General features: G+C 55.8%; 11 protein-coding genes. 6 read left to right on the top strand and 5 right to left on the bottom strand.

Going from position 1 to position 12,107, the window contains the following annotated elements:
- Window positions 1–156: 156 nt before the first annotated feature.
- Genes GOX61_RS22110 through GOX61_RS22125 form a run of 4 tightly spaced genes read right to left on the bottom strand, consistent with a single transcriptional unit; the run spans window position 157 to window position 4,470 of the window.
- On the bottom strand, window positions 157–1,128 hold the full coding sequence (locus GOX61_RS22110; RefSeq protein WP_170337214.1) for a 2-hydroxyacid dehydrogenase: 972 nt from the start codon (window positions 1,126–1,128) through the stop codon (window positions 157–159).
- Window positions 1,128–2,018, bottom strand: coding sequence for a succinate--CoA ligase subunit alpha (sucD, locus tag GOX61_RS22115; protein ID WP_155138825.1), 891 nt, complete (start codon window positions 2,016–2,018; stop codon window positions 1,128–1,130). Before sucD ends, GOX61_RS22110 begins: the two co-directional genes overlap by 1 nt.
- Complete coding sequence (locus GOX61_RS22120; RefSeq protein WP_155138827.1) at window positions 2,018–3,214, bottom strand: malate--CoA ligase subunit beta; 1,197 nt, start codon at window positions 3,212–3,214, stop codon at window positions 2,018–2,020. The genes sucD and GOX61_RS22120 overlap by 1 nt, the downstream gene beginning before the upstream one ends.
- Before the next feature lie 14 nt (window positions 3,215–3,228).
- Complete coding sequence (locus GOX61_RS22125; RefSeq protein ID WP_170337216.1) at window positions 3,229–4,470, bottom strand: alanine--glyoxylate aminotransferase family protein; 1,242 nt, start codon at window positions 4,468–4,470, stop codon at window positions 3,229–3,231.
- Between the two features lie 219 nt (window positions 4,471–4,689).
- On the opposite strand from GOX61_RS22125, the gene GOX61_RS22130 reads away from it, so the two are divergent.
- Window positions 4,690–5,319 carry a response regulator transcription factor gene (locus GOX61_RS22130; protein WP_155138831.1) on the top strand — a complete coding sequence of 210 codons (630 nt, stop codon included), beginning with the start codon at window positions 4,690–4,692 and terminating at the stop codon, window positions 5,317–5,319.
- A 48-nt stretch (window positions 5,320–5,367) separates the two neighbouring features.
- Here GOX61_RS22130 and GOX61_RS22135 read toward each other — a convergent pair whose 3' ends face one another.
- Window positions 5,368–5,889, bottom strand: coding sequence for a ZrgA family zinc uptake protein (locus tag GOX61_RS22135; protein WP_170337217.1), 522 nt, complete (start codon window positions 5,887–5,889; stop codon window positions 5,368–5,370).
- 405 nt (window positions 5,890–6,294) lie between these two features.
- Between GOX61_RS22135 and GOX61_RS22140 the strand changes: the two genes are divergently transcribed.
- The 5 genes from GOX61_RS22140 to GOX61_RS22165 all read left to right on the top strand — a co-directional run bounded on the left by GOX61_RS22140 (window position 6,295) and on the right by GOX61_RS22165 (window position 12,051).
- The gene (locus GOX61_RS22140; protein ID WP_170337218.1) at window positions 6,295–7,566 is read left to right on the top strand and encodes an imelysin family protein; all 1,272 of its coding nucleotides are present in this window, start codon (window positions 6,295–6,297) and stop codon (window positions 7,564–7,566) included.
- A gap of 155 nt (window positions 7,567–7,721) precedes the next feature.
- Entirely contained in the window at window positions 7,722–8,015 is a 294-nt protein-coding gene (locus GOX61_RS22145) for a (2Fe-2S)-binding protein (protein ID WP_170337219.1), read from the top strand.
- A gap of 460 nt (window positions 8,016–8,475) precedes the next feature.
- The gene (locus GOX61_RS22155; RefSeq protein WP_170337251.1) at window positions 8,476–9,942 is read left to right on the top strand and encodes a di-heme oxidoreductase family protein; all 1,467 of its coding nucleotides are present in this window, start codon (window positions 8,476–8,478) and stop codon (window positions 9,940–9,942) included.
- A 4-nt stretch (window positions 9,943–9,946) separates the two neighbouring features.
- Window positions 9,947–10,957 carry an imelysin family protein gene (locus GOX61_RS22160; RefSeq protein ID WP_170337220.1) on the top strand — a complete coding sequence of 337 codons (1,011 nt, stop codon included), beginning with the start codon at window positions 9,947–9,949 and terminating at the stop codon, window positions 10,955–10,957.
- Between the two features lie 5 nt (window positions 10,958–10,962).
- Complete coding sequence (locus GOX61_RS22165) at window positions 10,963–12,051, top strand: DUF1513 domain-containing protein (RefSeq protein ID WP_170337222.1); 1,089 nt, start codon at window positions 10,963–10,965, stop codon at window positions 12,049–12,051.
- Window positions 12,052–12,107: the final 56 nt, after the last annotated feature.

The raw sequence follows: 12,107 nt of genomic DNA on the forward strand, positions 1-12,107 counted from the left end.
GCTCGGACGTGATCGAGCCAAAAAGCTCAGGATCACGGTCAGACAAGGACTGGGTAAAAAATCCGTCAATACGTTGAGGGGCATTCATTTTGTTACCTCCATAAAAAGAACCTCCCATCCGGCACCGACCTTCGGGAGGTTTAGTGGGGATTGGGACTAGATCACGCGATCTCGGGGCGGGCGACCGGCAAAGAAATCGCCGAGGTTATCCAGAACGCGGAAACCCATCGCTTCGCGTGCTTCACGCGTTGCGCTGCCGAGATGCGGTAACATCACCAGATTGTCGCATTGCAACAGATCCGGACTGATCCGGGGCTCTCCATCAAACACATCAAGTGCAGCTCCGCCAATGACATCGAACATCAGTGCCTGGATCAGCGCGAATTCATCAATAACTTCGCCACGCGCGGTGTTGATCAGGAAGGCACCGGGTTTCATGAGGTCGAGACGGCGAGAGTTGATCAGATGACGATTTGCAGCTCCGCCCGGGCAGTGTAGCGAGACGAAGTCGCATTGCGGCAGCAACTCGTCCACAGAATCGACCTGAGTAGCATTGCATTGCTGAAGCACCTCGGGCGACACACGGCTGCGATTTTGCACCACGATATTCATACCGAACCCATGATGGGCACGGCGGGCCATTTCCTGGCCGATACGACCAAAGCCGATGATACCAAGGGTTTTGCCGCTGACCTTGGTGCCAACCAGATGGGTCGGACACCAACCCGACCACTTCCCGGCGCGCAGCTCGCGCTCGCCTTCACCGGCACGGCGGGCGACCATCAACAACAAGGTCATGGCAAGATCAGCTGTGCATTCAGACAACACATCGGGTGTGTTGGTCACGGTCATGCCTAACTCGCGGGCCGAAGGCTCGCAGATATGGCTGTAGCCAACTCCATAATTGGCAAGGATCTTGGTCTGCGCGGCAGGTACATCCAGAGCCTCGGCATTCAAGGTGTCGGTGACAGTGGGAAGCACCGCATCATAGCGATTCAACGCATCGCGGATCTCAGCCGGAGACATGGGTTTGTCCCCGGTGTTGAGCACGGCATTGTAGTTTTCGGCCAACTGAGCCTCGACGGCAGCAGGCCAGCGACGGGTTACAAGGACCGAAGGTTTTACCATCACGCAGCCTTTCCCATAACGCGAGCGATTGTTTCGCCAATCACAGCCGGATTTTCAGCAACGGTTACACCTGCTGCTGAAAGGATCTCGACCTTTTCAGAAGCACTTTCACCAAAGGCCGAGATGATCGCACCCGCATGCCCCATCGTCCGGCCTTTGGGCGCAGTCAGACCTGCCACGTAAGCCACAACCGGTTTGGAGACGTGGTCCCGGATATATTCGGCGGCCTCGGCCTCCTGCGGCCCACCAATCTCACCGATCATGGCAATGATTGCTGTGTCCTCGTCTTTTTCGAAACGCTCCAGGATATCGCGGAACGAGGATCCATTGATCGGATCACCACCGATACCAACGCTGGTTGAGACACCGATGCCACGCTCTTTGAGCTGTGCCGCAGCTTCGTATCCAAGCGTGCCTGAGCGTCCAATGATCCCGACATTCCCTGGCAGATAAATATGACCGGGCATAATGCCCAACAGCGCCTTGCCCGGGCTGATGGTTCCCGCGCAATTCGGTCCGGTCAGGACCATACGCTTCTCCTTGGGGTAACGGTACATGTAGCGCTTGACCCGGATCATATCCTGCGCCGGGATGCCGTCTGTGATGCAGACACAGTAGCGAATACCTGCATCCGCCGCTTCCATGATCGAATCCGCAGCAAATGGCGGAGGTACAAAAACCAGGCTGGCATCTGCACCGGTGGCTTCGACAGCCTGTTTGACGGTGTCGAAAACCGGGACACCTTCAACGGTTTCTCCGCCTTTGCCCGGAACCACACCGCCCACAACATTAGTGCCGTACTCCAGCATGTCCTTGGTATGGAAGCGCGCCATGCGTCCGGTGATACCCTGAACGATAACGCGGCTGTCGCGATCGAGAAGAATGCTCATTACACAGCCCTCATCTTGGTGCCTTGAGAAAGATCGTTCTGCCAGGCGCCAACAGCCCTTTCGGCAGCCTGCATCAGAGTGGTCGCCCGAATGATCGGAAGCCCGGATTTGGCCAGAATTTTCTGCCCTTCTTCGACATTTGTTCCGGCAAGTCGCACCACCACCGGGATATCGATCTGCAGTTCGCGCAGGGCTTGTACGACACCCTCTGCCACCCAATCGCAGCGATTAATTCCGGCAAAGATGTTGACCAACACCGCCTGCACATTGCTGTCGGAGAGAACCAGGCGAAATGCCTTGGCCACACGTTCAGGGGATGCGCCTCCGCCGATATCAAGGAAATTTGCCGGTTCACCGCCTGCCAGCTTGATCGTATCCATCGTCGCCATGGCAAGACCGGCACCGTTGACAATACAGCCGATGTTCCCTTCGAGCCCTACATAGGACAGACCTCGATCCGCAGCGCGGCTCTCACGTGGATCTTCCTGGCTTTTGTCGCGCAGTTCGGCGATTTGCGGATGGCGGAACAGAGCGTTGTCGTCAAAGCTCATCTTCGCATCCAGCGCCAGCACACGATCATCACCGGTGATGACAAGCGGATTGATCTCGACCATGGTTGCATCCAGATCACTAAAAGCGGCGTAGCACCCTTGCAATGTGCGAACCATCTGCTGGATCAATCGTGGTTCCAGGCCAAGATTGAACGCAATTTCACGCGCCTGAAATTCCTGCAAACCAACCGCGGGCTCAACGATTGATCGCACGATGCTGTCGGGGCGTTCAGCAGAAATCTCTTCGATCTCCATTCCGCCTTCGGACGAGGCAACGATCATCACGCGCTGGCTGGACCGATCCAGAACAAATCCAAGATAGATCTCGCGATCAATCGGGACCGCAGCCTCAACGTAAACGCGGTAAATGCCTTTGCCTTCGGGGCCGGTTTGATGTGTTACCAGCTTGCGACCGAACAGGTCATCACAGGCTTCGTAGATTTCGCTTTCCGTGTTGCACAGTTTGACACCGCCAGCTTTGCCGCGGCCACCTGCATGGACCTGAGCCTTGACGATCCACTTGTCACCTCCAAGTTCGCGCGCCCGGTAGGCCGCTTGTTCGGGACTGTAAGCCAAGGCCCCTGATGGGACATCGACGCCGAAATTCGAGAGAATTTCCTTGGCCTGATATTCATGAATATCCATCTGCTTGCTCCGGTTTAGGCCGCGATTGAGGTGCCGTAACGGCTTTCCAACAGTGCTTCGATTGCTTCGTGATCGACCTGTCCGCCAAGCTCGCTCAGAGCTTCGGCAAACAGCCGGATTATGCGGCTGACGGACTGACGATTTAGCTGGTTCAAGATTCCGATCCGCACCTGCACCGGTTCGCTGAGCGTGGGCCAGATGCCGAAACCACGAGCACGGCAATTCTGAACCAGCTCCATTTCACGCCCGGCCAGTTCTGGTGGCAGGTTAAGTACTACAAGGCTGGGCATGTCGGACGTAACTTCACAGCCCATTTCAACAACGGCGTCACGCAGAACCTTTTCATGTGTCCGGTACGCTAGCGAGCGTTTGACAAGACCTTCCTGCAAGGTCAGCCGCAACGCTTCGTGGAACGCAGCGACTGCATAGCCAGAGTGGGTGCGGTGATAGGTGCCTTTCTCCACATCCTGACCGTTGACCACGCCCCAATGGCGAGCCTCGAAGATCGGGTTATGGACATAGCTGTAGGCACCGCTTGCTTTCAGCGACTCGATGTACGCGTCGGTAAAGCTGACGGGCGCATAAGTCAGCGGCAGGCAGCACAAGCCCTTCTGCGGGCAGGATGCCCAGCCTGCGACTCCGGGATAGTCATCGATCGAAAAGCAATCCACGCCAAGCGACGAAACCGCGTCGACCAATCCCATTGCGTTGTGGCGCTCGCAAGCATCCGAAAATCCGCGCAGGTCGTTGATCCGGCCCGAACCGGTTTCCCAATGTGCCATAAAGGCCCACTTGGGTTTGTGTTGGGCAAGCGCCTTTTCGACGATGTCACCCGTCACCGGTTCCCCATGAGGCACCTCGACGACAATGACGCTCGCAGCTTTAGGATCAAGCGGATTGGCCGCGTGCTCCTGCGAGGTGGCAGCTTTGATCCTGAGCGTCAGCGCATCAATGCCTGAAAAGGTGCCGTTGGCAAAAGCAACCACCTTGTCGCCCGGCATGACGGCCGAGAACATCGTGTCCAGACCGCTCCACCCGGTTCCGGCAACACCAAACGTGTAGGTGTTCTTTGTGCCCCAGATTTCGCGCAACATCAGTTTGCATTCAAGCATCCCGCGCAGAACATCGCCCTGCATGTGATCAGCGACACCAGCATTGGCGAAAGCTTGCAGAACACGAGCGTCGGTATTCCCTGGTCCCGGGCCAGCGGCCAACGTCTCGGGAATCTCCAAAGGCGGGTAGATTTGAAATGTCATCGGCGATCCTCCTCAACTATGGGATCGAAACAGGTCCCATACATCGCGTTGGCGGACAGAAAACCGATGCTTGATGCAGTGCGCAACGTAGCTTACTACTGCTTTAGCAAACCTAAATGGATAGGTTAAAACCTACCCATTTGTGTAAGAATACCGAAGTATACCGCAAAACAACCCACCCAAATGGGTAGTATCTGGAAAAAATAGGCGTGAATTCAAATGTCTGCAAATCCTGACACTCCGATCGATATCGTGCTGGCGGACAACAACCCGTTGGTCCTGTCTGCGATGTCGGAGATTTTTGAACGCGACCCGCGATTCTCTTTGGTCGCGACATCAGCTACAGCCGAAGGGTTTCTGGGCGCTGTTATCCGGGTTCCTGTACAGGTCTGTGTTGTTGCCTGGAACCTGCCGGTGCTGGGCGCGGCGAAGTTGATCGAAGTGATCCGCGAGCAGGAAAATGCGCCACGGTTTGTCGTCTACGGCGACGAAGCCGGGGACATACCGCGCTTGGCCATGCAAGCTGGTGCGGCAGGGTTCGCCCCGCGGTCCGGTGAGGTCGAAGTTTTGCTAGAAACCTGCGCCGATGTCGCCGCTGGCAAAATGGTTTTTCCATTCATCGATGTTCGTAAGATGCAACAGGATCCGATTCAGAGCTTGTCGCGTAAAGAACGCGCAATCCTTGAAGCGCTTGCCAAAGGTCTGTCCAATCGTGATCTGTCAAAGGAACTGCAGATTTCAACCAATACAGTGAAATTTCATCTGTCCAATATTTACGAAAAACTCTCGGTCAAAAACCGAACCCAGGCGATTGCATATTTTTATTCGTCAAAATTCTCGGATGGGTAGAGTTAGTGGAATGAAAGCTGGCTGCGTCGAAATCCTGCTTCAACTAGATCAAAACATACCAGCCAGATTTGCCAGTGGCGTCTCACGCGCCACGCTGAATGAGCGCTCGCCTTGGGCCGATTGCACCTCAATTACCAGTTCCTCTGCGTTCTCGAACCTTTCAAAATAGTCGAAACGCACGTCATCAACTGCATCAGGGTCCTGGCATCGAATTAAATACTCAGCCTGAAATTCCGTGTGAGGCTCGGTCGTCTCTTCAGAGGTTGAAGAAACTGCATCGCCTTGCTCCTGGTTGTCCGCCGCGCCTTCTCCATCATGACTGTGTGTACCGTCAACCAGTGTCACGTTCGCCGATACGGCAAAACATCCAGCCTCCTCCGGTACGACAAACAGCTCCAGAGGGTTAGTCAAATCTGATATCGCCACCGCAACCAATGCGCGATCTTCGTCATCGGCAGCAGGATGCTCGAAACCAACGATATCAGTGCCTGGAACCGCAAGAGATAAGGTGAATTCCGCTCCGGCAACCGAAATGCTCAGAGAACCAGAACCGTGGGTGTGTTGTTCCATTGGCCGTGCTTCCTGGGCAATTAGGCCCCCGGGGCATAGGATTAAAGCCAGAACCGCACGTTTCATAACCGGATCAACACAAAACCAAGAATCACATGCATCATTTTAGCTGCTTTGCGAAGTCGCGCAATGATTGCGCGCTGACCTACCCCTCACCGAATATGGTTAACCGGATCTAGGCAACTCGTGGTGAGATCATGTTTTCAAACCTGGCAGCGGACTTCAAACTGCAGACGGATTACGCGTCATTGCCTGAAGAAAAAACCGTTGTGTATCAAGTGCGACATTATTCCCGACAATAAAACTCAGGTTGACTTAACCGACTAATTCACTCAGAAAACTCACGCAGGCGCCCTTAGTCGAGCGCCCAAAGAATATCGTTTCTGACAGGAAAGATCATACGTCATGATTAAGCTATTTACTGCGACAAGTGCCCTGACACTGTGCATTGCAACCGCCGCATCCGCAGGCGATGCCCCCTCGAAAGCCGATGTGCTGAACACCTACGCAAACATCGCCGAAGCCAAATATGATGACAGCCTGATTGCCGCCAAATCCCTTCAGGCCGCTGTGGCGGCGTTGATCGCCGAGCCGTCGGACGCCAACCTGAATGCCGCGCGCGCCGCATGGGTTGCCGCGCGCGTTCCTTATCAGCAAACCGAGGTTTATCGTTTCGGCAATGCCATCGTCGACGATTGGGAAGGTAAAGTGAACGCCTGGCCGTTGGATGAAGGCCTGATTGACTATGTCGATGCTGCCTATGGCGGTGCAACTGACGAAAACGAATTCGCCGTCCTGAACGTTATCGCAAACCCCAGCTTCGAGCTGTCAGGCGAAACCGTTGATGCGGCCGAAATTACGCCCGAGCTGCTGGCAGATACCCTGCATGAGGCAGACGGTATCGAAGCAAACGTTGCGACCGGCTACCACGCAATCGAATTCCTGCTGTGGGGTCAGGACATGAACGGCCACGGTGCAGGCGCAGGTAACCGCCCCTGGACAGACTTCGCGCAGGGTGATGACTGCACCGGCGGCAATTGCGACCGTCGTGCCCAGTACCTGAGCGCAGCGACCGATCTGCTGGTCAGCGATCTCGAGTGGATGGCTGCGCAATGGCAGGAAGGTGGTGACGCACGCGCTGCTCTTACAGAAAACGAAGATGCAGGCGTCAGCGCAATCCTGACCGGTATGGGCTCGCTGTCTTATGGTGAGCAGGCAGGCGAACGCATGCGGCTGGGTCTGATGCTGAATGATCCGGAAGAAGAGCATGATTGCTTCTCGGACAACACCCACAACAGCCATTACTATGATGGTCTGGGCATCCAGAACGTCTATCTCGGCAACTATGTTCGCATCGACGGCACCCCGGTTCAGGGCGCATCCCTGTCGGATCTGGTCGTTGCAGCTGACCCCGCGCTGGACATTGAAATGAAGGCGAAACTGTCGAACACCATGCAAGCTTTGGGTCGTTTGAAATCCACGGCCGAAGCTGGCTTTGCTTATGACCAGATGCTGGAAGCAGGCAATGCTGGTGGAGAAGCGCTGATCATGGGTGGCGTTAACGGTTTGGTTGATCAAACCAAGACCATCGAGCGTATCGTCGCCGTACTCGAGCTGGATCAGATCGAGTTCGAAGGTTCTGACAGCCTGGATAACCCGGACGCCGTGTTCCACTAATCCCCTCGCAGGCTGTTAACACCCAGCCGACCGGAAGCGCAGGCGAAAACCTGCGCTTCCAAGCCTCCGGATCACAAAGAAGTGCTCTTTCTTTCTGGACGGCCCTCAAATAACTTACTATTTGAGTAAGAAATCAGCCAACCGGTCGAGTCGCTATGATCGTATGCCACTGCACCAATATCTCGGACACCGAAATTCGCGCCGCAATTGACTGGATGCGAACGGCTGATCCGCAGGCCATCATCACGCCGGGTAAAGTCTATCACGCCCTTGGAAAATCGGCAGATTGTGGGGGCTGTATGCCTCTGTTTCTGGACACGATGCGTTCTAGCGACAATCTGGAAGTTCCGATGCAGCTCCGCACACTGAGTGCGGATGGAACACAAGTGAATGCCGCTGAAAAGCGATCCAAAGTGCGTCGCAAGTCCAAACAAATCGCGGCGGCATGAATTGATCCGGGGCAACCAGCATTGGTTGTGTGATCGCCTGCAGGAAGACTGGCCACTGGTCAAAGGCACTATGAACCAATCGTCAATGAAATGGGAAAGCGGTCAGGTTGATCCAGTAAATCAAATTTTTTTAGGCCCATCCCGACTTCCGCAAGCTTGACGCGATAGGGATCGGGAATACACCAGAGGAAACAATGGGATGCAATCTTGCGAACGAGCTCAGGCAAGAGCATCCATAAAGGAAACGCGCGAATACTGCCGGGAAGCCGGTGACTATGTATCGATGCCACTGTTCGAAAGGCTGTGTCCACCAAAGGGGACCATATCGGCTTTGTCGAAACTCAGCTCGATCTGTATGAAAGGATTGGCTAAGCCAACTATGTGCAGTTCAACGCGTCTAAACTGGGCGAGAAAGACCAACCTCGCCGTCCTGCCGATTACCTTGCTGGGGGCCACTCAGATGCTCGCTTCCGAGCTGCAGGACCCTCACCTCAACATAACTCCCCGAACCGAAGATGAACGCTTGCGGATCGAAGCGGTTACTGCAGCGCCACAGGATTTTTCGACCCCGCAACGGTTTGAAGATCTGAGCGCCGGAGCAGCGACGGTCCGTGTGCGGACCGATGCGGATGCGTTCTCTTTGCCATCAGGCAATATTAGTTTCGAACAGGAACTGGACTTCAGAGTCGGAAACGGGCTGTTCAAGAAAATATGGGTCTCGTCTCCCTCATCGACACTGGCCTCAGACGGTTTGGGCCCGTTGTATAACGCACGCTCGTGCCAACGATGCCACATCAAGGATGGCCGAGGTCATACACCAGCCAATGCTGACGACAACGCGATCTCGATGTTTTTGCGCGTGTCTATTCCCGGCTCGCCTGAAGATGCCCCGGCGGAAATCGAAGACTACATCGCCACCCTGCCCGACCCGAACTATGGCGGCCAGATGCAGGATTTTGCGCTTGCCGGTCATCCCGCCGAATACCGATTGGACATAACCTACGAAGAAATCCCCGTCGAACTATCCGAAGGTGAGGTCGTTTCCCTGCGCAACCCCACCTATACGGCCGCTGATCTGGGCTACGGCCCTTTGCATCCCGAAGCGATGCTCAGCCCGCGGGTCGCGCCGCAGATGATCGGACTGGGTTTACTCGAGTCCATCCCTGTCGAGGATTTGCTGGCCAACGCTGATCCAGACGACGTGGATGGCGATGGCATTTCGGGGCGCCCCAACATCGTCTGGTCGGTTGAATTTGACCAACCCATGATGGGCCGTTTCGGTCACAAGGCAGGAATGCCCACGGTGATGGAGCAATCCTCTGCCGCCTTTTCCGGCGATATCGGGATTTCCACCCCTCTTTACCCCGCCCCTGCAGGCGATTGCACACCGGCCCAGACCAACTGCATTGAGGCGCCCCACGGGGACAACGATGTGCGCGGTTTCGAAATCGATCAGCAAGGTATGGACCTTGTCGCATTCTACAGCCGCAATCTAGGCGTTCCGGCGCGTCGGGACACCGATGATCCAGAGGTTTTGCACGGTAAAGAGGTGTTCCACACCAGCGGCTGTGCTTCCTGCCATGTCCCGTCATTTGTCACCCACAGAATGCAGGATCGCCCCGAACACAGTTTCCAATTGATCTGGCCATATACCGACCTGTTGCTGCACGACATGGGTGACGGCCTTGCCGATAACCGGCCCGAGGCCCGGGCTACGGGGCGTGAATGGCGCACACCTCCACTTTGGGGTGTTGGTCTGACAGAACGTGTCTCGGGCCACACTCAGTTTTTACATGATGGCCGTGCCCGTTCGTTACTTGAGGCGATCCTTTGGCATGGAGGCGAGGCTCAGGCAGCTCGCGATACCGTTGTGTCCATGCCTAAAGCCGACCGCGACGCCCTGATCCGCTTTCTGGAGAGCCTTTGATCCCATGCGCACCACTGTTTTTGCCACCGCGTTGCTGATACCACTTACCGCGTTTGCTCAGGATCGGGGCCCAATCTTGTTGGACGTGACAGAGACGCATGTCCTGCCTCGATTTGCTGAACTTTCTGAAGCTACCCAAGCACTGGTTAACACTGCGCAGTCTGATTGCGTGCCTTCATCAACTGCTTTACGTAAAGACTATAGCACGGCGTTTGACGCCTGGATTTCTGCGAGCCACCTGCGTTTCGGCCCTTCAGAAACCGATGACCGCGCCTTTGCGTTGGCCTTTTGGCCAGACACAAAGGGATTCACCCCTAAAACACTATCTAAGTTGATCACCAGCGAAGACGCCTCAGTGCAGGATCCCGATGCCTTTGCGGAACAATCAATCGCCGGGCGCGGGTTCTTTGCACTGGAACGGCTCTTGTACGATCCAAGCTTTGAAGAACAGGGCAGCGCAGAATATCGCTGCAGTCTTATTCAGGCCATTGCCGCCGATATCGACCGGAATGCCGACGCGATCAATGTCGACTGGCAAAGCTATGCACCAAAGCTGACACAACCCGGCGAAGACAGCCCCTATCGCGATGGCGATGAGGCAATGCAGGAACTGTACAAGGCTCTTCTCACAGGCCTGCAATTTACTGCCGACACACGGTTGGGTCGCCCCATGGGTACTTTCGACAAGCCCCGGCCAAACCGGGCCGAAGCGCGTCGTTCCGAACGCTCTCAGCGTCATGTCGAGCTGTCTTTGATCGCTTTGCGCGATCTGGCCGCCCGACTGTCCTTCGATCACCCAGAAATCGCAGCAGATTTGGATGCGGCATTTTCAAAAAGCATAGATCGCGTACAGTCGCTGGAAGATCCAGCTTTTGCAGATGTCGCAACACCGCAAGGCCGGTTCAGGCTTGAGGCCTTGCAGCAATCGATCAACGATATTCGCCAAATAGCGGTAACCGAGCTTGGCCCAACTCTGGGCATCAACGCCGGTTTCAACTCGCTCGACGGGGATTGATCGCGATGACCAGCAGGCGTCACTTTCTTGCAGGTCTTGCAGCTGCCAGTCTGGCACCTGTTCCGGGCTGGTCCGCAGTCGGCACCCCTGATTTTCTGTCAGCTGCTTTGTTTCCGGACGGATCGTACAGGTTAGTTGGCTTGAATGCGGACGGGTCGATCCTTTTCAGCCTGCCGCTGCCTGACCGTGGGCATGCCGCCGCAGCGCACCCGATACATGCGCAAGCCGTTGCTTTTGCACGCCGCCCCGGCACTTTCGCGTTGGTCATTGAGTGTTCAACCGGAACAGAAATCGCCAGACTCTCTACCCCGGAAGGGCACCACTTTTATGGCCACGGAGTGTACTCGCGGAACGGAGCACTGCTTTTTACTACCGAGAACGACTATGAAGCCGGTGAAGGGATGATCGGGGTCTGGGACGCAGCAAATGGCTATGTGCGACTGGGTTCTTTTTCCTCTGGTGGAATAGGCCCTCATGACATGGTGCTGATGCCGGATGGCGCTTCTCTCGCAATTGCCAATGGTGGCATTGAAACCCACCCCGATACCGGGCGTTCTAAACTGAACCTGCCCACAATGCAGCCGAACTTGACCTATTGCGACCTGAACGGACAGGTGCTTGAGCAGGTGCAATTGCCAGCTGCGTTGCACAAGAATTCGATCCGCCATTTGTCTCTTCGACAGGATGGGCTCGTGGCGTTCGCCATGCAGTGGCAGGGCAACAAAACGCAACATCCCCCGCTTCTGGGGCTACATTTAAGAGGGAGCGAGCCCAAGCTTCGGTCTGCACCCGATGACGCACAAACCACTCTGCAGGGTTACGCAGGCAGCGTAGGGTTTTCCAGCGACGGCCAGACCGTCGCTATCACCTGTCCACGCGGGAATGCCCTGCACCGCTTTGACGCCACGAGTGGCGCATTTACTGGCGCGTTTGCACTGCAAGATGTCTGCGGTCTGAGTTCCGGGCCAACCGGTCTGATTTACACGACCGGAAACGGCGACGTGGGGCGTCTGGCGACAAATGGGGCGGAAACTCGGACAACCGCTCCTTGTCAGTGGGACAATCATCTGGTTCCGGTAAACGCCGCCGTATAACTCCCCCAAAACGGCAACACATAGATTACACTTGGAAGAATCAAGCGGCTGCCGTA

It is taken from the genome of Ruegeria arenilitoris (assembly GCF_013030265.1).
Classification (GTDB): domain Bacteria; phylum Pseudomonadota; class Alphaproteobacteria; order Rhodobacterales; family Rhodobacteraceae; genus Ruegeria; species Ruegeria arenilitoris_E.